This window comes from Butyrivibrio sp. INlla14, from assembly GCF_900102515.1.
Taxonomy (GTDB): Bacteria; Bacillota; Clostridia; order Lachnospirales; family Lachnospiraceae; genus Butyrivibrio.
Map to the genome: position 1 here is coordinate 56,237 of NZ_FMVS01000010.1, position 19,817 is coordinate 76,053.

15 protein-coding genes are annotated in these 19,817 nt (G+C 41.4%); all 15 read left to right on the forward strand.

What is annotated here, in order from left to right:
- The first annotated feature begins 1 nt into the window (after position 1).
- The 15 genes from BLO53_RS08220 (at position 2) to xylB (ending at position 19,809) form a co-directional block, all read left to right on the forward strand.
- Positions 2-1,252, forward strand: coding sequence for a hypothetical protein (locus BLO53_RS08220; protein WP_092060438.1), 1,251 nt, complete (start codon positions 2-4; stop codon positions 1,250-1,252).
- 309 nt (positions 1,253-1,561) lie between these two features.
- A complete protein-coding gene (locus BLO53_RS08225) occupies positions 1,562-1,840 on the forward strand; it encodes an AtpZ/AtpI family protein (protein WP_092060440.1) in 279 nt (92 codons plus the stop codon).
- Between the two features lie 67 nt (positions 1,841-1,907).
- Complete coding sequence (locus BLO53_RS08230) at positions 1,908-2,339, forward strand: ATP synthase subunit I (RefSeq protein WP_092060442.1); 432 nt, start codon at positions 1,908-1,910, stop codon at positions 2,337-2,339.
- Positions 2,340-2,349: 10 nt separating this feature from the next.
- Positions 2,350-3,120 carry a F0F1 ATP synthase subunit A gene (locus BLO53_RS08235; RefSeq protein WP_092060444.1) on the forward strand — a complete coding sequence of 257 codons (771 nt, stop codon included), beginning with the start codon at positions 2,350-2,352 and terminating at the stop codon, positions 3,118-3,120.
- 214 nt (positions 3,121-3,334) lie between these two features.
- Positions 3,335-3,616, forward strand: a complete 282-nt coding sequence (atpE, locus tag BLO53_RS08240) for an ATP synthase F0 subunit C (protein WP_026489445.1) — start codon at positions 3,335-3,337, stop codon at positions 3,614-3,616.
- 205 nt (positions 3,617-3,821) lie between these two features.
- The gene (gene atpF, locus BLO53_RS08245) at positions 3,822-4,358 is read left to right on the forward strand and encodes a F0F1 ATP synthase subunit B (RefSeq protein WP_242875346.1); all 537 of its coding nucleotides are present in this window, start codon (positions 3,822-3,824) and stop codon (positions 4,356-4,358) included.
- A gap of 23 nt (positions 4,359-4,381) precedes the next feature.
- Positions 4,382-4,921 (forward strand): ATP synthase F1 subunit delta, encoded by a 540-nt coding sequence (atpH, locus tag BLO53_RS08250; RefSeq protein WP_092060446.1) that lies wholly within the window; start codon positions 4,382-4,384, stop codon positions 4,919-4,921.
- 21 nt (positions 4,922-4,942) lie between these two features.
- A complete protein-coding gene (gene atpA / locus BLO53_RS08255) occupies positions 4,943-6,463 on the forward strand; it encodes a F0F1 ATP synthase subunit alpha (protein WP_092060448.1) in 1,521 nt (506 codons plus the stop codon).
- Between the two features lie 12 nt (positions 6,464-6,475).
- Complete coding sequence (gene atpG, locus BLO53_RS08260; protein ID WP_092060450.1) at positions 6,476-7,339, forward strand: ATP synthase F1 subunit gamma; 864 nt, start codon at positions 6,476-6,478, stop codon at positions 7,337-7,339.
- Positions 7,340-7,477: 138 nt separating this feature from the next.
- On the forward strand, positions 7,478-8,872 hold the full coding sequence (gene atpD / locus BLO53_RS08265; RefSeq protein WP_092060452.1) for a F0F1 ATP synthase subunit beta: 1,395 nt from the start codon (positions 7,478-7,480) through the stop codon (positions 8,870-8,872).
- A 35-nt stretch (positions 8,873-8,907) separates the two neighbouring features.
- On the forward strand, positions 8,908-9,336 hold the full coding sequence (gene atpC, locus BLO53_RS08270; RefSeq protein ID WP_026489439.1) for an ATP synthase F1 subunit epsilon: 429 nt from the start codon (positions 8,908-8,910) through the stop codon (positions 9,334-9,336).
- A 131-nt stretch (positions 9,337-9,467) separates the two neighbouring features.
- Complete coding sequence (locus tag BLO53_RS08275; RefSeq protein WP_092060454.1) at positions 9,468-11,609, forward strand: HD domain-containing phosphohydrolase; 2,142 nt, start codon at positions 9,468-9,470, stop codon at positions 11,607-11,609.
- Complete coding sequence (locus BLO53_RS08280) at positions 11,610-15,845, forward strand: hybrid sensor histidine kinase/response regulator (protein WP_092060456.1); 4,236 nt, start codon at positions 11,610-11,612, stop codon at positions 15,843-15,845. It begins immediately after the preceding gene.
- Between the two features lie 23 nt (positions 15,846-15,868).
- Positions 15,869-18,244, forward strand: a complete 2,376-nt coding sequence (locus BLO53_RS08285) for an HD-GYP domain-containing protein (RefSeq protein WP_092060458.1) — start codon at positions 15,869-15,871, stop codon at positions 18,242-18,244.
- Positions 18,245-18,339: 95 nt separating this feature from the next.
- On the forward strand, positions 18,340-19,809 hold the full coding sequence (gene xylB, locus BLO53_RS08290) for a xylulokinase (protein WP_092060460.1): 1,470 nt from the start codon (positions 18,340-18,342) through the stop codon (positions 19,807-19,809).
- Positions 19,810-19,817: the final 8 nt, after the last annotated feature.

A 19,817-nucleotide genomic window follows, 5' to 3' on the forward strand; every position in this document is an offset into this window, starting at 1 on the left:
GATGAAGCTACGGATCAATTGTGAAACCTGTGATGCCAGAAAGATCAATGAAGAGAACTATAAGGAATTTAGTCAGATAAAAGTTTATACAGAGGAACTTATTGTTGATGACAGGAGCAAGGAGGTACTCAACAGGCTGCCATTTAACATTAAAGCTGAAGAAGTAAGAAGCAAGGATTTAAGCGAGGATGGCGGTAAAACTATTAATATAAATGGTATCTATGAAATTTCGCCCCAGTCGAATGTGACCGAGGGAACCTCTATCACTATAAATGGAGTGCTTAAGGTGGCTCCAGGTTCACAGGAGGCATTAAAGAAATTTAGCAGGATATCTGTAAATGGACTGATTTTATGCCCCAAGAGCATAGCAGCTCTTTTACCATTTCCAGGTCTGACAATAAACGGAATGACCAAGGCTTATCCTGATAATTACACACTTATGGATAACAGATACAAGCTGGACAAGTATTTTGCTATGAGAGCGCCTGAGAATTCCGGATACTTTGCAGCTAACTTTATCTATGATTCAGAAATGGCAGTTGATTTTGCAAAAATGGCAGAGAAAAATATAAAGTTCAGCACAGATAAGGCCTATATCAGAAAGAGCCATATTGAAACCGCAATTCCGCTTTTTAATATAGAGGCTGAAATTGCTGAAATACCTGATGATTGCAGTGTTGTTGTGGCAGACCAAAGTGAAATTGATTCAAGCTTCATCGATGCTAACGGAGAAAGTCTATATATCATAGGCAATGCACATATCTCTGCAGAGAACAAAGACATGATCGGAAAGATCAAGTCTCTTATTGTTGAGGGCAACCTTACAGTAGATGCAGATTGTGAACAGCTGTTAAAAGAGATATATGTAAAATGCAATAAGCTCATAATCAGCAGAGGAACAACGATTGAGGATGTAGCAATCGCCAGCATAGATAGAAGAACCTTGGAAGAAGCACCTGGCGGAATAACTGTCAGGGATTGCGCCCTTCTCAAAATAGACAAGGACGTTCCTGCTGAACTTATCACACAGAAGCTAAGGGTAAGGGACTGCGCTAAGATTACCTGTTCAAGTGAACAGAAGGCTGCTGTAAGCGCTGTATCCCGCGACGTAGCATTCATCGGCTCAGATAATATCAAGTCATTATTTGGCAATCTTTTTGGCGCTAGATCAGATGAAGGCTATGAAGAGGAGACACCATCTGCCTTTGAAGATGACACCAAATATATTAATGCAGAATACTATGAGCTGTAAGAGTAAAAGAAATCATGTGAAATAACCGAAATTTTGATAAAAGTTTTATTAATAACTAAGCTGTGAATCGCTAAAATGTGTAAATATGCGGTTCGCAGCTTTTTTTCACAATAACGCAAAAGTGTCCCAAATTGTCTAACTTTGGTTGTAGAAATGCCGTAAAAAGTGTATTATTAAGTTGTTATACTGTTATGTTATGCGCAATTATTATGCCTTAATGTAATATTCAGTACATTGCAAGAGAAAAAGCAATCGGTATAACGTTAATCGCGAAACATTTTGAGACAGGAAGGAGTAGGGTAAGACCATATGCAATTTAAAGATTTATCCAAGCTATTAAGTCAGTTTGCTATGGTAGGACAACTGGGATTGTCGCTTCTTATGCCACTTCTTTTATGTATGTTTGCATGCTATCTTCTATGCACCAAGCTTTCTGTTGGTGCCTGGGTTTATATACCGGGGTTTATATTGGGGCTCGGTGGTTCTATGACAACCGCCTATAAGGTTTATCTGTCAGTTATTCGCAGGGAAGAGAAAAAGAAAAGAGTAAGGGATCCAAAGGAAGTCTATTTCAACAAGCATATTTGAGCTTTATTAGTGAAATATGCGCTTATAAGGCTTGTTTGGATCAGAGAATCATTTGGGGAGAGACAGGATGTTTAAATTACAGGATGCAGTAAAAAAGGAAACCCGAAATATAGCTATTGGCACAGGCATTGGCGTGCTGATCATGTTTTTAATATTTTTTGTTTTACATATGGTAATACCAGAGGATGCACCCTTTGGATGGAGTGTACCCTTTGATTACAGAGTGATTCTGGCTGGAATAATAGGTTTTTTGGTTGCTGTCGGGAATTTTTTCTGGATGGCGCTTACAGTTCAGAAAGTTACATCCATAGATGATGAGAAAAGGGCCAGGGAAACCATGGGCGTTAGCCTTCGTTACCGAACCATGATGCAGCTTCTGTGGGTGATACTTGCTATAATGGTTCCAGTTTTTAATCTGGTGGCGGGCATTGTTCCGCTGTTTATACCTAGCATCACAATAAAACTACGCGGGATCATGTCTGCGGGGAAAGGAGGTTGAAGGCGAAAGCATGAGTAATGGTTTCGAAGTCGATTATGCGGTCATATACAAGACCTTCCATACTGGCATTCCGATTCTGGGAGACTTTAAGCTTACAGAAACGCTGATTGTCAGCTGGATAGTGATGATAATCATCACAGGACTATGTATATTCCTGACCAGAGACCTTCGGGTCGAGAACATTTCGAAAAGACAGGCTTTTGCGGAAATGCTTGTTGAGACGGGTAATAATTTTGTCCGTAACAACACAGGAGGCAATAAGTTTGATAAGCTGATCCCATTTGTTTCAGCTCTTTTTGCTACCAGTGTAGTATCAAACCTTATAAGCCTTATAGGACTGCGAAGTCCAACAGCAGACCTATCAACGGAAGCAGCCTGGGCAGTAGTTGTTTTCATAATGATCACTGCCACCAAGATTAAGACCAACGGATTTGGCGGATATTTGAAGGGATTCACTACTCCTATTGCAGTTATGACGCCGTTTAATATCCTGTCAGAGTTGGCTACTCCAGTAAGTATGGCTTGCCGTCATTTTGGAAATATTCTTTCCGGTGTAGTTATTGACGGACTTATCTACTGGGCACTTGGACTTGCATCAGCAGCTTTGTTTGGACTTATTCCAGGAGCTGTAGGTGATTTCCTTTCCAAGATACCGATTCTTGGAGTAGGTATTCCTGCCATAACCGGTGTTTACTTTGACTGGTTCTCAGGCTGTATGCAGGCATTTATCTTCTGTATGCTGACAGTTATGTATATAGCTAATGCCGCAGAGGATGCGTGATATAGGGATTCAAAGTCATATTTTTACATGCTTGCATGAGAAAAAATATGACCTTGAAGACCGAACATACATGAGTAAGTAGCACGATAGTGCGGATTACGAATGTATGCAGGATTGCGAGAATGAAATGGAGCAATCCGATATCACGCCTAAAAATACAATTAAATATAAATACACAAAAAACAATAAAACTTCATTTAGGAGGCAAAGAATTATGGGTGATTTTCAGGTACTAGCAAAAGGTATAGCACTTGCAGGATGTGGATTAGGTGCAGGATGTGCACTTATCGCAGGTATTGGTCCTGGTATTGGTGAAGGAACTGCTGTTTCTAAGGCTCTTGAAGCTATCGGACGTCAGCCTGAGTGTAAGGGCGATGTTACAGGTACCATGCTCCTTGGTTGTGCGGTTGCTGAGACAACTGGTATCTATGGTTTCGTTACAGGTCTTCTTCTTATCTTCGTTGCACCAGGTATGTTCATGAATTACCTACAATAAGGGATTCAAAGTCATAAATTTTTCATGCTTGCATGAAAAAATTTATGACCTTGAAGACCAAACAAGTATGAGGAAAAAAGGAATTTTTATGAAATAAAAATTACGATTTCCGAATACTTGTAGAATTGCGAGAGCTGTGTAGCAGCGGAGCAATTCGTATTATTGTAGGCAAGTAGTGGTAAATACAAAAACAAGGAGAAATCATATGGATATACAGGCCCTAATGATGATCATTGCGGACGTTAAAGAGACGCAGGATCTGGTTACACTAGTGCCCTGGACGTTTATCATTCAGATAATCAACCTGTTTATCCAGGTTTACCTGATTAAGAAATTTCTTTTCAAACCTATCAATGACATTCTTGAAAAGAGAAAAAAACTTGCAGATAAAACGATCCGAGAGGCAAGAGAGGCCCAGGATAAAGCTGATTCTCTTAAAGAGCAATATGAAAGCAGCCTGACAAAGGCACATGCAGAAGCTGCTGAGATCGTTTCCGAAGCACAGAAGGAAGCACAGAAAAAAGCAGACACAATTGTGCAGGAGGCTCAGGAGGAAGCAGCCGGAATCAAGTCCAGAGCTGCTGCTGACATAGAGCAGGAGAAGAAGAAAGCTATTAACGAGGCCAAGGATGAAATCGGTGGTCTTGCGATGGATATCGCAGGAAAGGTAGTTGAGAAAGAAATCAACGAAGCCGATCATAGAAAGCTTATTGATGACTTTATCAATAAGGTTGGAGCATAAGGTTAAGGTAAAAGGAGAAATTTATGAGCGCAGCTGGAGATCTTTATGGGCAGAGCCTATATGATCTGGCAGCGGAAGAGAACCTTACGGATGAAATACTGGGCGAAATGGAGGCTGTAAAAGGGATATTCAAGGAAAACCCTGATTACATAACCCTCCTATCGGAACCTTCAGTCCCAAAACATGAAAGACTGCAGCTAGTAGATCAGGCATTTGCTGGAAGCCTGCAGCCATATCTTCTGAACTTTATCAAGATTCTCATTGAGAAGGGTCTTTTGAGAGAGTTTTCTGCTTGTCAGAAACGCTTTAGAAAGAGCTACAACGAGGCACATGGAATAGCAGATGCGGTCGTTACAACAGCTATAGCTCTTGATGAAAAAGAGCTGAATCTTCTCAAAGAAAAACTTGAAAAGATCAGCGGTAAGAAGATTTTATTGAAACAGAAGACAGATCCATCAGTCCTGGGCGGCGTTAGAGTGGATCTGGAGGGACAGCTCTTTGACGGCACAGTCAAGGGTAGGTTATCCGAGCTTCGCAGACGTGTTGATGAAACGGTCATCTAATAATAAACATCGGAGGATGATATGGAACTAAAACCAGAAAAAATATCCGAGGTCATTCGAAGCCAGATAAAGAATTATCAGAATGCAATTATCCAGAACGAGACTGGAACAGTTCTTACCGTTGGTGATGGTATTGCCAGAGTTAGCGGACTTTTGAACTGTATGTCCGGAGAGCTTTTGGAGTTTGAAAATGGTACTTTTGGAATGGCTCAGAACCTCGAGGAAACAGTAGTATCCGCGGTATTGTTCGGCGAAGATGTAGGAATCAGCGAAGGACAGACCGTAAAGCGTACAGGAAGAGTTGTATCTGTTCCTGTAGGCGAGCAGATGATTGGACGTGTAGTAAACGCTATCGGCCAGCCTATTGATGGCCAGGGACCAATCGAAGCTGCAGAATATAGACCAGTTGAATCACCAGCTCCTGGTATCATTGCCAGACAGCCGGTAAAAGAACCACTTCAGACAGGTATCAAGGCTATCGATTCCATGATCCCTATCGGAAGAGGACAGCGTGAGCTGATCATCGGCGATAGACAGACTGGTAAGACAACTATCGCAGTTGACACAATTCTTAACCAGAAGGGCAAGGATGTTATCTGTATCTACGTTGCTATCGGACAGAAACGTTCAACAGTCACATCACTGGTTGAGGATCTTAAGAAGGGCGGAGCTATGGACTACACAATCGTTGTAGCAGCTACAGCTTCAGAGCCTAGCCCACTTCAGTACATTTCACCATACACAGGCTGTGCTATGGGTGAGTACTTTATGCACAAGGGCAAACATGTACTTTGTATCTATGACGACTTGTCCAAGCACGCCGTAGCATACAGAGCACTTTCACTTCTTATCAGAAGACCACCAGGACGTGAAGCTTATCCTGGAGACGTTTTCTACCTGCACTCAAGACTACTTGAGAGAGCAGCTAAGCTCTCTGATGAGAATGGAGGAGGTTCACTTACAGCCCTTCCTATCATCGAGACACAGGCCGGTGACGTATCAGCCTACATTCCTACAAACGTTATCTCTATCACAGATGGACAGATATTCCTTGAGACAGAGCTTTTCCACTCAGGAATCATGCCAGCGGTTAACCCTGGTATCTCCGTATCCCGTGTAGGTGGTAATGCGCAGATCAAGGCTATGAAGAAGGTTGCCGGAACACTTAAACTTGTATATTCACAGTACCGTGAGCTGCAGAGCTTCGCTCAGTTCGGTTCAGACCTTGATGAAGACACCAAGAACCGTCTTGCACAGGGCGAACGTATCGTGGAAGTTCTCAAGCAAAACAAGAATATGCCAGTTCCTGTTGAAAAACAGGTTGCTATTCTCTATGCGGTTGTTAATAACATCCTGATGAAGGTTGAAGCAAGCGACGTTGCTGAATATGAGGCAGGTCTTTATGATTTCCTTGATCAGGATCCTTCCGGAATTGCTGCTATGCGTGAGATTCGTGAGAGCGGCAAGCTTGAAAAGGAAACAGAGGATAAGTTAAAGGCATCATTAGACGCTTATACAGACAAGTTCATTAAGAGCAGATAAGGAGGATAAATAATGGCTGGATCAATGAAAGCTGTTAAACTCCGAATCAAGAGCGTCCAGAGCACAATGCAGATTACGAAGGCCATGCAGCTTGTTGCTGCATCAAAGCTTCGTAAAGCCAAGGAAAGAGCTGATGAGTCAAAGCCTTACCTTGAGACAATGCTTGAAACACTTACAGATATAGCCAATGGTAACACTGATTACCGCTCCATTTACACCAAGCCAGGTGAAAATGATAAGAAATGGCTCTATGTTGTTATCGCCGGAGACAGAGGTCTTGCAGGTGGTTACAACTCTAATCTGTTCAAGTTTGTTGAAGCTGAGATCAAGGATAAAGAGGACGTGACAGTTCTTCCAATCGGTAAAAAATCTGTGGAGTTCTTTAAGCACAGAAATATTCCGATCCTTACTGAGGAATATGCCGAGGTTGCCAAAACTACTATCTCTGACTGTTTCCAGATAGCCAAGCTTATCTGTGGATCATATGGTGGTGGCGGATTTGGACATGTATTCTTGTGTTATACAAACTTCGTGTCCATGCTGTCCCAGGTTCCAATGTCTACATCTCTTTTACCACTGTCAGATCTTTCATCTGATAATAAAAAGAGTGATGGAAAGCCAAGGGATCTTATTCTATATGAGCCAAACAGTGAGACAGTGTTCGATGCTATAGTTCCGGAGTATCTGGCGGGTATTCTATATACCAGTATCAATATTTCTTATGCCAGTGAGCTTGCTGCTCGTAGAACTGCTATGGAAGCCGCAACTGACAACGCAGAAGAAATGATCGAGACCTTGAGTCTGTACTATAACAGAGCTCGTCAGGCAAGCATCACGCAGGAGATCACTGAGATCGTTGCTGGTGCCGAAAGCTGAGAACCAGGCGAAGTTTTATTGAGCCTTGGTACGAAGCTTGTTCTGTCGAGCACGAAGTGCGAGAGCAGAACTTCCATGCACGAAGTGCGAGAGCAGAACTTCATTAGGATATAACAACTTTGAATAAGGAGTTTAACAATGAGTGAAAATCATGTTGGAAAGGTAATACAGGTTACAGGCCCTGTACTTGACATCCGATACAAAGAGGGTGAACTTCCAGATCTTCACAATGCCATAGAAATCATGATCGAAGACCGCAAGCTGGTTGCAGAGGTTGCTCAGCAGGTTGGAGATGACGTAGTTAGATGCGTTGCCATGAGTTCAACAGATGGTCTTGTCAGAGGCGCAGATGCCGTAGATACTGGAAGCCCTATCACTGTACCGGTTGGTGAAGAGTGTCTGGGTAGAATTTTCAATCTTTTGGGCGATCCTGTTGATAATGGACCAGATCCTGGTGCAAAAGAGAGATGGCCAATCCATCGTCCTGCACCTGCTTATGAGGAACAGGTTCCTGCAACAGAGATCTTTGAGACAGGTATCAAGGTCGTTGACCTTATCTGCCCTTATGCTAAGGGTGGTAAGATTGGTTTGTTCGGTGGTGCTGGCGTAGGTAAGACCGTACTTATCATGGAGCTTATCAACAACGTTGCCAAGGCACACGGTGGTATTTCAGTATTCACCGGTGTTGGTGAGCGTACTCGTGAAGGTAATGACCTTTACGGAGAAATGAAGGAAAGTGGAGTTTTGGATAAGACTGCACTAGTTTATGGACAGATGAATGAGCCACCGGGAGCCAGAATGAGAGTTGGTCTTTCAGGACTTACAATGGCTGAGTACTTCCGTGATGTCAAGAATCAGGACGTGCTTCTGTTCATTGATAACATCTTCCGTTTCACACAGGCTGGTTCAGAGGTTTCAGCCCTCCTTGGACGTATGCCTTCAGCCGTAGGTTACCAGCCTACACTGGCTACAGAAATGGGTGCTCTTCAGGAGCGTATCACATCAACCAAGAAGGGTTCTATCACATCAGTTCAGGCCGTATATGTACCTGCTGATGACCTTACAGACCCTGCTCCTGCTACAACATTCACACACCTTGATGCTACAACCGTTCTTTCCAGAGATATCGCATCAAAGGGTATTTATCCAGCTGTTGATCCTCTTGATTCAACAAGCCGTATCCTTTCACCAGATATCGTAGGAAAAGAGCATTATGAAGTAGCCAAGGGTGTTCAGCAGGTGCTCCAGAGATATCGTGAACTTCAGGATATCATCGCTATCATGGGTATGGACGAACTTTCTGAGGAAGATAAGCTTACAGTTTACAGAGCTCGTAAAGTCCAGAACTTCCTGTCACAGAGCTTCTCAGTTGCTGAGCAGTTCACAGGTCTTCCTGGAAAATACGTTCCTCTTAAGGAGACAATCCGTGGATTCAAGATGATTCTTGACGGTGAGTGCGATGATCTCCCAGAGTCAGCATTCCTTCTTGTTGGAACTATCGACGAAGTATTCGAGAAGGCTAAAAAGCAGTAATGCTTTTAGCCCATAATATGTAAAAGGAGTGCAATATGGCTGCAACATATCATTTACAGGTTGTATCCTTAGATGGTCTTGAATATGAAGGCGAAGTCCAGAAGATACTGCTTCGTACAATAGATGGTGATGTTGAGATTCTTGCTCGTCATACCAACTACTGTACTGCCATTGGAATGGGAACTGCCAAGGTTGTCCTTGAAGATGGCAAGGAGAGAAAAGCAGCCTGTATCGGTGGAATGCTCTCAGTCATGAACGGAGAAGTAAGAGTCCTTCCAACTACCTGGGAATGGAGTGAGGACATTGACGTAGAGCGTGCCAAGGCCGCTAAGGCAAAGGCGGAGGAGAGACTAAAAGACAAAAAGCTTGACAATGAGGCTAGGATAAGAGCTGAAGCCAAGTTGTACAGAGCCTTAGTCAGAATAGGTTCTTCTTCCGGACACGATCATCTTAATGATCAATAAGTTTTGATTTATGGAACGCTGACTCCGGAATCGGAGTCAGCGTTAACTTTCATATCCCAGGAAATATGTTTCCTGGGATATGAAAATTAACGCTATGCTATCACATTGATCAAGGATCGGAGGGGCGACTTTTGAGAAATGAAGTTAAGATGAAAAAAGATAGTGGAAAGTGGCGTGTTATCCTGGTTATTACCGGGGTTATTACTAATGTGCTGCTTTTTTTCATAACTCATCATTTTGGGCTTCCTATTTTTCTTGATACTGTAGGTACAATAATGTCTTCGGTAATAGGAGGTCTTTTCCCGGGAATTCTGACGGCTGTTTTATCAAATACACTATGTGCAGTGGTTGATTATAATTCTGTTTTCTTCATGATTGTCAATGTTGCTGTCGCTATCTTTACCACTTGGTATTTCAGAAAATATTCCTTTATCAAAATAGAAAGAGTAATCATATATGCCTTGATTGCAGGTGCTTTTTCCGGCCTCATGGGTGCTTTTATCCAGGATGTATTATTTGGAGAAATTCAAAATGGCATACTTGTAGAGATAATGACACCTATACATGATAACCTTCATGTTTCAGATCAGCTTTCTTTATATACTGGGAATGCACTTATAAACATTATTGATAAGATGATCGCGTCTATCTTAGCATTTATAGTTATTTACTATACGCCTATGGAAGAACTGAAAACTGTTCAGGATGCAGGATGGAGACAAAGACCATTATCAATCGATGAACTTCAAAAAATAAAGGCCTGGGACAAGGATCTTAAGGTAACCGCCAGATCAAGGATGGCTTATACACTTGTTGGGGCTTCAATCATCCTCGTGTTTATTATGGGATGGATTGGAGTAAGTCTTTACTTTGAAAATCAAAAAACTGAGAGAATTGATAGTGCCTGGAATGCAACCAGCTTCACGACTCAAATGATAGACCCGGAGTCTATTGAAAATTTCCTGGAAAAAGGAGAAGAAGACGAAAGTTATTTGCTGTTTCATAATCTTTTATCCACAATAAGAGATAATGCCTATGGACTGGAAAATCTGTATATTGTTAAACCCCAGGAGGATGGTTTCATTTATATTTTCGACCTTCCTACAGAGAAAAAGCCAGATCCTTACGGGCTGGGAGAATTTGTATCCTACGATGATTTTGGAATGACAAAAGTAAAAGAGAAGGCTGTAACTGGAAGGGCAGGCTATGTAGAGTCGGGCTCACTTCTTGGATGGAAGATGATAGTGTTTAACCCTGTGTATGATGCGGAGGGAACTTGTGTATGCTACGTTGTTGCGGAAGTTTCTCTGGCATACATGGCAGGCTATATGAGAACCTTCATTCTCAAAGTTGTGATCATCCTGTCTGGATATTTTGTGCTGATAGTAGCTTATGCCTTATGGACAACTGACGTTTATGACACTTACCCCATTAGTAGTATGGCTGAAATGCTTGACAGATTCAGTAAAGGGGATGATTCACAGGACCAGCTTGACTCTAATGTAAGGGAAATACGTGCACTGGATATACATACAGGAGATGAAACAGAAAAGCTATATAAGAGTATCTGCAGCATGACTTTAAATCAGGCAGAGCAGATGAGAAGCATCAGAAGACTGTCTGAATCCACAGCCAAGATGCAGGATGGTCTTATCATGACAATGGCTGACATGGTTGAAAACAGAAACCTTGATATGGGGGCACATATACAGAGAACTACTGCCTACGTCAGGATAATAATGGAGAGCCTCAAGAAAAAGGGCTACTACGCAGAAAAACTGACACCTAAATTTTTATCTGATGTTGTCAGGTCAGCGCCTTTATATGATGTAGGCAAGATCAAGATTCCAGATGGAATACTTCAAAAACCTGGAGAACTGACCCCGGAAGAGTTTGAAGTGATAAAGACACATACAATTGAGGGTAAAAAAATATTGGACAACGCCATCAGTACCTCAAATGGTGATAATTACCTGAAAGAAGCAAGAAATATGGCAACATACCATCATGAGCATTGGGATGGCGGTGGATATCCTGAAGGACTTCATGGAGAGGTTATTCCTCTATCTGCAAGAATAATGGCCATAGCAGATGTTTTTGATGATATTACATCGGACAGGGTATATAGAAAGGCATACCCACTTGATGAGGCTCTTGATATCATGAGAGATTTTAATGGAACAGTTTTTGACCCTAAGTGCCTGGAGGCTTTTATGGATGCACTTCCTGAAATAAAGGTCATCATGATGAAATATGGTGGAAAGAGTGTATAAATGAAAAACTTAAAGAAAAAATACATTTACGCCATCGCAGTAGTGCTAATGATATGCGAAATAGTCCACATTTCACTAAACGCTGCAGCATCCGATGGAAGCGGGGTGTTGCCCTATGAAAAAGTAAATAAGTACGGCGGCGGATATGCAGTAACAAGGCAACTTGAGGGAGTTGGCTATGCTGCGTACATTTATGATGCTACCAACGGCCTTCCAACTTCTGATGCTATGTGTATTCTAGGATCAAGTGATGGACATATATGGATAGGCGGCTATAGTGGCGTTGTGCGCTATGACGGCATTCTTTTTGAAAGACTTGATACGTCAAAGGGATTAACTAGTGCCAGGACTCTTTTTGAAGATAGCAAAAACAGGATATGGGTTGGAACCAATGATAACGGAGTGGTTCTCCTTGACGGTAAAGAGAGGACTCAATTCACTGTTTTTGATGGTCTTCCCTCTTCATCAATAAGAAGCATTGCAGAGGATTACCGAGGAAATTTCATAATTGGTACAACTCAGGGATTATGCTATATCGATGAAAATTTTAAGATTAAGAAAATAGAAAATGGAATTCTAAATACAGAGCGAATTCTTAAGCTTGAACTAGGTGCTGATGGAAAAATATATGGTCATACCGCTAATGGGTATATTTTTACAATTGAGAATTGTCTTGTGACAAGCATATACAGTGGCAAAGACCTTGGAATGGCAAAGATAACTACCATGATGACAGATCCATATCATGGAGGGAGCTTATATATTTGTACTGAAAAAGGTTACATTTACCACGGAAAGCTGGGGACAAAGGCAATTGGCCTTAAAACCACATCTATTCCAGGAAACAAGGCTGCTCATTGGATTTCCTATGAATGTGGAAGAATTTGGGTTTCAACAACTTCCGAAGCAGGCTATATAGATGCAGATGGTAGTTATACTGAACTTAATGATCTTCCAATGAATAGTGCTATTGAGATGATGACCTCAGATTACCAGGGGAATATGTGGTATGCATCTTCTACCCAGGGTGTAATGAAGCTTGTTACAGATAATTTTGTGGACATGACAAAATCTGACGGCTTTCCACAATATGTAACCAATGCTACTTGCTATTATGATGGCAAGCTATATGTCGGAACTGACAATGGGCTTTTTATCCTGAATGAAGAGGGTGTACTGGAGAATAATAACCTTACAAGATACGTAGGAGATGCCAGAGTAAAAAACATAATGGCTGACAGTAAGGGGAATATTTGGGTCGCGACCTCTACGAGAGGTAAGGGCCTGATATGCTATTCAAATAGCGGAGAATTCAGGATCTATACTACGGGAGATGGACTTGGTGATAATTCAGTAAGATGCTTGGCAGAAAAAAAAGATGGTTCCATTATTGCTGGAACAAATGGCGGAATATCTATAATAAAGGACGACAAGATCGTAAAGAACTATGGTGTAAAAGAGGGCTTATCAAATGCCACGATCCTCACTCTTATTGAAAGAGAAGACGGCGTCATAATGGCAGGAACTGATGGTGGTGGACTATACCTCATAGACGGAGATGATATTAAGCATGTAGGCCTCGAGGATGGGCTTACAAGCGATGTGGTCCTCAGAATAAAGGAGGACAAGGAAAGAGATGTATACTGGGTTATTACATCCAACTCTATGGAATATTTGAGTAAAGATAAGGTGACTATCGTATCCTCTTTTCCCTTTAACAATAATTATGACATCTACTATGATGACTATGAAAATATGTGGATTTTGTCTTCTTATGGCATCTACAGGGTTAAGGCCCAGGAAATGCTCGATGACAATGTACATACTTACAAACTCTATACTATATCTAATGGTATGCCCTATGCTGTGACTTCCCAGGAGTATGGGTGCATGGATGAAGATGGGAACCTCTACGTGCCAGGTAGAGAGGGCGTTATCAGGGTAAATATAAATAAGTACTTTGAAAAGAGTGACACAGTCAAAATAGCAATTAATTCAGTTTGTTGTGATGATGAGGTTATTTATCCGGATTCTCAAGGCACATATATAATACCTGCAGATACAGCGCGTATTAAGATAACCCCTTCAGTTATGGATTATACAATGCTTAATCCTAACGTCAGGGTTTTCTTTGAGGGAAAAGAAAGTGAGGGTCTTACCACGCCCAGAAGTGAACTATCTACACTTGAGTACACATCATTAAGTTATGGAACTTATACCCTGCACATCCAGCTCATCAATCACAGGGATGAAGTGACTCATGATGAGAGATTTCTGATTGTCAAGAAACCTCGTTTCTTCGAGCTGTTCATTGTAAAGATATTTATCCTTCTGCTGGTAGCCTTTGCAACAGGATATATAGTATGGCGAGTACTTAAATCCACTGTTATTTCCAAGCAGATGAATGAAATAAAAGCTGCCAAGGAAGAGGCCGAAAGAGCTAATACAGCTAAGTCCAGATTCCTTGCGAATATGTCTCATGAGATCAGAACTCCTATCAATACCATAATGGGTATGAATGAAATGATCCTAAGGGAAGATGCTTCAAATGTTCCCAAGAATTATTTCCTGTCCATGATGAACTATTCTCTTGATATAAGAAATGCTACGGAATCTCTGCTGGGACTTATCAACGACCTTCTGGATATGTCCAAGATCGAGTCTGGAAAGATGCATCTTGTGGAGCAGGAATATGATGTTCAGGATCAGCTGCGCTCAATTGTATCCATGATACGATCAAGAAGTACGGAAAAAGAGTTGATATTTGAAGTTGTAGTAGATGAGATAATTCCAAAAAGACTTTACGGAGATGCAGGAAAGATAAAGCAGATAATCCTTAATCTTTTGACAAATGCTGTTAAATATACTGAGCAAGGTGGAATTGCCTTTACTGTATCGATGGAAGCAAGGAAGGATGATATCTGTGATGTCAGAATATCAGTCAAGGATACAGGTATTGGCGTAAAAGAAGAAGATATGGATAAGCTCTTCATGGCCTATGAAAGACTTGACGAGGAAAAGAACAGTGCCATCCAGGGTACAGGACTTGGACTTGATATTTCAAGGAGATTTGCAGAGCTTATTGGAGGAAATCTCTGGTGTGAAAGTGTTTATGGCGAAGGCTCAGAGTTTATCCTGACTTTTAAGCAGAGAATCGTGGACTCTACTCCTATAGGCGTATTTATTGAGCACGATACAAGTAGTGGTCCATATGTTCCTAAATTCATTGCTCCTGACGCAGATATTCTGGTAGTTGATGATACACCGATGAACCTTAGCGTTATAAAGGGACTGCTAAAGGCTACAAAGGTCTTTGTTACCACAGCAGACAGTGGTGAGCAGGCTCTTGAAAAGATCAAAGAGAGCAAGTTTAACGTGGTACTTCTGGATCATATGATGCCAGGAATGGACGGAATAGAGACCTGTGCCAAGATAAGAGAAATATATCCTGATCTTCCAGTGTATGCACTTACTGCTAACGCAGCTGCTGGAGAGGAATTCTATAAGTCAAAAGGCTTTAACGGCTATCTTGCCAAGCCTGTAGATAGTGCCACACTTGAGAGCACGATATTAAAACATCTTCCACCTGAAATGGTCATGACAAGAGAAGATGAAGAAGATGAAGAAGAGTTAAAAGAGCTTCCTGATAACATGCTGTGGCTCAATGAAGTAGAAGGACTATCAGTTGACGATGGTATCAGGAATTCAGGAAGTGTTTCAGGTTATATCTTTGCCCTTGGACTTTTCCTTGACACTATTGACGACAACATTTCAGTTATCACAAACTCTTATGAGAGCGGAGATATAAGGCTTTACACAATAAAAGTTCATGCTTTAAAGAGTTCTGCAAGGATAATTGGTGCGCTTGAACTTTCAAAAGAGGCAGCAGATCTTGAAAAGGCTGGAAAAGACGGAGATAAGAGTTTCATAGATCTTCATACAAATAAGCTGATCAGTGATTATAGTGCTTTCAAGGAAAAGCTAGAGAAGATGGATCAGGAATTTGACACAAGTGCTGACGATGAAGGAAAAGAGATGATATCTGAGGAAGACCTTAATGATGCCTATAGTGCACTTAAAGATGTTATCTCTCAGATGGATTATGACGCTGTTGAAATGATCCTTGGGCAGCTAAAAGAGTTCCGTCTGCCAAAAGAGGATGAGGATAAGCTTAACACTCTTGCAAAACTTCTTAAGACTTTTGACTGGGATAAAATGGAAGAATTGTTTGAATGAATTGATTTACAGGGAGCAGATTGATGTTTGATTTTATTAGAACTCATCAACTTGATATTATGCTGGCACTTAGCGCGGTCTGTTTTACTATGGCATTGCTGCTTGTCATTACCAAGTTTCTTTCAAAAAGGAGAAAATGGATCCTTGTAATGATGGAGCTTGTAGCCACCTCCCTTCTTATGTTTGACAGACAGGCCTATATGTATAGCGGTAATGTAACAAGGACTGGTCTTGTAATGGTCAGAGTCAGCAACTTCGTAGTTTTCTTCTTGACATCTGCAGTTGTATTTGGATTCAACCTGTATCTGACAGATCTTTTAACAGAAGAGGGCAAGCTCGAGAAGATACCAAAGAGACTTCGCCTGGTTGCACTATTATCCATAATTGGAATGGCCCTGGCTGTTATAGCTGCTTTTACAGGGCTGTATTATAGTTTTGACAGTATGAATGTTTATCACAGAGGCCCAGGATTTCTTATAAGCTATATTGTTCCGGTTGTATGTCCCTTTATTCTCTTCTCTGTCGTAAGACAATATAAAAGATATTTTAGCAAGATCATATATACAGCACTTGTAATATATCTTATGTTCCCTGTGGCTGTGGGAATACTACAAATATTTACTTATGGAATTTCAATAGTAAATATGGCTATGGTGATGGTTTCAATCTTCCTGTACGTATTTACTTATTTGGACGTAAACGCAACTGTTCTTCACGCCCATGAGATAGAGATGCAGGCTCTTGAAGAAGATAAAAAGAGTATGAAAAGGCTGTTTGACCAGACTGCGACTGCTTTTGTTGCAGCAATGGAGATGAAGGATGCTTTTCCTAAAGGTCACTCCGCCAAGGCGGCAGAAATGGCAGGAAGAATAGCAAAAGCAGCAGGTAAGAACAACGATGAGATTGATGAGATTTATTATTCAGCTCTTTTACACAACGTAGGAGTAATGGGAATTCCTGATGGAATCATAGAAAATGCCAATAAGCTGTCCCCTGAACAATACGAAGTATTTAAGAGGGCACCTATCTACAGTGAAGAGATATTATCAAATATCAGAGAGTACCCGATACTGGCAGTAGCAGCCAGATACGCCTATGAAAAGTATGATGGATCAGGCTTCCCGGAGGGGCTTAAAGGTGAGGCTATTCCAGAGGTAGCAAGGATCATGGCTGTTGTAGATGCTTATGATTCAATGACCACACGGAGTAAGTTTAGTAATCCTCTCCCGGAACCCATTGTGAGAGAGGAACTGATAAAGGCATCGGGAACTACGCTTGATCCTGTATTTACGGATATTATGGTTGAAATTATGGACAGAATGGCAGCAGAGCAGGCTCTGACAGAGAAAGAGTCAGAGGATGAGATAGAGAAGGCAATTCTGTGCTCAGCCTATAGAGATAAGATAACGAAAGGCATACTTATAGCCAATTCACCAGTTAGCATCAGCTTTTTTGCTGAACCTAGAAAGAATAAGGATAGCGATTTTAGCGCGCCTTCAATAATCGTATTTGATTCCTATGACAGAAGGATACATACAAATCCCAGATCTATAGATGCCTACAAGTATACTGAGTATGGTGAAGTGTGGTTTGATGGACATTATGTTTCTACAGAAGCAAGGAACATGGAGGCTTTTGTAGAAGATATTTCAGAGGATAGTTCTGACTGGGAAAGCGGAAAGTATGTAATTTTTGCCACAAGATATGAGGATCATGTGAAGATCAGCATGACAGATGGCAAAAAGGATATAGATGTGACGATAGCGTTACCTGATAGTTCTAAGTTTGCTGCAATAGCAATAACGGGTGAGAACTGCTATATAAGCAATATCACTGTTGACAGATCAGATGAGGAAACTACTGAGGGAGATATTACAAGGATTGCTGATATGGTCAGCTATATTCAGCGCATGGAATCAGACATCCCTAATGTTCAGATTGACAGCTATAGATCTGCTTATACTGAAGGGGTTGAGATAGATGGATTTATGGAGATTGCTTTCCACAGCATGTCTCTTCCTGCATCGAATCTTGTGTGGCACTGTCCGTCGATTGTACTTTATTATTCAGAAGATGGAAAGGTCAGTGGCCCTGGTTACAGGGAATATGCACTTATAAAGCTAAATGGTGAGATAGATAAAAACGACCTTTATGCCAGAAATAGTTTTACCATGAGAAAGCTTGAAGAATTCCCTGGATGGGATGCATGGAAGAAAACAAATAAGGCAGGCTTAGAGTATGAGGTTGAATTACATTACAAAGGAAATACTCTGTCGCTTAAGACAACAAATATGGGCATAGAGATCCAAAATATTACCACTGTAGTTGATGGCGGAGACAAGGTTTATGCAGCTCTTTCCGGAGATATGGTGGCTATTACTGACATAAGGATCAAGTAACAATAATCAAGTAGTAAATAGCAACAAACGGAGTGCGCATAAGAAGCAAAATATGTAAAATAATGTATATTTATCATATGCGAGGAGGTACATAAATGTTATACATTGGTGTAGATTTGGGGACATCATCTGTTAAGCTTGTGCTTATGGATGAAACAGGCAAGATCCATGGAACAGTAACAAGGGAATATCCTTTATTTTTCCCACAGCCAGGCTGGTCAGAGCAGAAACCTGAGGACTGGTATGCCCAGGCAATCGAGGGACTCAAGGAGTTATTGAAGGATGCTGACAAGTCACAGGTTGCAGGTATCAGCTTTGGTGGCCAGATGCACGGCCTTGTAATTCTTGATGAAAATGACAACGTTTTAAGACCTGCTATTTTGTGGAATGATGGAAGAACTCAGAAACAGGTAGATTACCTTAACGGAGAGATTGGAAAAGAGACACTTTCCAAATACACTGCAAATATCGCCTTTGCAGGATTTACAGCTCCAAAGATTCTTTGGGTAAAAGAAAATGAGCCTGAGAATTTCAAGAAGATCAAAAAGATAATGCTTCCTAAGGATTATCTTGCATATAAGCTTTCAGGAACCTTCTGCACAGATTATTCTGATGCTTCAGGAATGCTGTTGCTTGATGTTCAGAACCGCAAGTGGTCAAAAGAGATGTGTGATATCTGCGGAATTACAGAAGATATGCTTCCTCAGCTCTTTGAGAGTTTTGAGAAGGTTGGAACACTTAAGGCAGAGCTTGCAAAAGAGCTTGGACTTTCTGAGAATGTTGTTATTGCCGCAGGTGCTGGTGACAACGCAGCCGCAGCTGTTGGAACAGGCACAGTTGGACCTAATAAATGTAATGTTTCTCTTGGAACAAGTGGAACAATCTTCATGTCTTCAGACTCATTTGCTGTAGACAGTAACAATGCTCTTCATTCATTTGACCACGCTGATGGCAAGTTCCATCTTATGGGATGCATGCTCAGTGCAGCCAGCTGTAACAAGTGGTGGAATGATGAAATTCTTAAGACCAAGGATTATGCTGCAGAGCAGAAGGGAATCGAGAAGCTTGGCGAGAACCACGTATTCTTCCTGCCATATCTTATGGGTGAGAGATCACCTTGGAATAATCCTAATGCACGTGCTACTTTTACAGGTATCACAATGGATACAACAAGAGAGGATATGACACAGGCTGTACTTGAAGGCGTTGCATTTGCAACTAGAGATATGTTCGAGGTAGCAAAATCTATTGGAGTTGCTCCTTCTAGAACAATGATCTGTGGCGGCGGTGCTAAGAGCCCTCTCTGGAGAAAGATGATCGCAAACATCCTTAATGTAGAGGTTGACGTTCCTGTTTGCGAGGAAGGCCCTGGTATGGGAGGCGCTATGCTTGCAATGGTAGCCTGCGGAGCTTACAAGACTGTAGAAGATGCAGCAGCTGCAATTGTTAAGGTTGATAAGACAGAGAAGCCAGATCCAGAGCTTGTTAAGAAGTATGAAGCAAGATATCAGCAGTTCAAGACTATTTATCCTGCACTTGCTGAGACATTCAATAAGATTGTATGAACTGAAAA

Excerpts from the sequence above, each read along its gene's own strand:
- BLO53_RS08280 (WP_092060456.1), top strand. The coding sequence starts at position 11,610 with ATGAAAAACTTAAAGAAAAAATACATTTACGCCATCGCAGTAGTGCTA.
- atpA (WP_092060448.1), top strand. The coding sequence starts at position 4,943 with ATGGAACTAAAACCAGAAAAAATATCCGAGGTCATTCGAAGCCAGATA.
- BLO53_RS08235 (WP_092060444.1), top strand. The coding sequence starts at position 2,350 with ATGAGTAATGGTTTCGAAGTCGATTATGCGGTCATATACAAGACCTTC.
- BLO53_RS08230 (WP_092060442.1), top strand. The coding sequence starts at position 1,908 with ATGTTTAAATTACAGGATGCAGTAAAAAAGGAAACCCGAAATATAGCT.
- atpC (WP_026489439.1), top strand. The coding sequence starts at position 8,908 with ATGGCTGCAACATATCATTTACAGGTTGTATCCTTAGATGGTCTTGAA.
- atpF (WP_242875346.1), top strand. The coding sequence starts at position 3,822 with ATGGATATACAGGCCCTAATGATGATCATTGCGGACGTTAAAGAGACG.
- BLO53_RS08220 (WP_092060438.1), top strand. The coding sequence starts at position 2 with ATGAAGCTACGGATCAATTGTGAAACCTGTGATGCCAGAAAGATCAAT.
- xylB (WP_092060460.1), top strand. The coding sequence starts at position 18,340 with ATGTTATACATTGGTGTAGATTTGGGGACATCATCTGTTAAGCTTGTG.
- atpD (WP_092060452.1), top strand. The coding sequence starts at position 7,478 with ATGAGTGAAAATCATGTTGGAAAGGTAATACAGGTTACAGGCCCTGTA.
- atpG (WP_092060450.1), top strand. The coding sequence starts at position 6,476 with ATGGCTGGATCAATGAAAGCTGTTAAACTCCGAATCAAGAGCGTCCAG.
- BLO53_RS08225 (WP_092060440.1), top strand. The coding sequence starts at position 1,562 with ATGCAATTTAAAGATTTATCCAAGCTATTAAGTCAGTTTGCTATGGTA.
- atpE (WP_026489445.1), top strand. The coding sequence starts at position 3,335 with ATGGGTGATTTTCAGGTACTAGCAAAAGGTATAGCACTTGCAGGATGT.
- BLO53_RS08285 (WP_092060458.1), top strand. The coding sequence starts at position 15,869 with ATGTTTGATTTTATTAGAACTCATCAACTTGATATTATGCTGGCACTT.
- atpH (WP_092060446.1), top strand. The coding sequence starts at position 4,382 with ATGAGCGCAGCTGGAGATCTTTATGGGCAGAGCCTATATGATCTGGCA.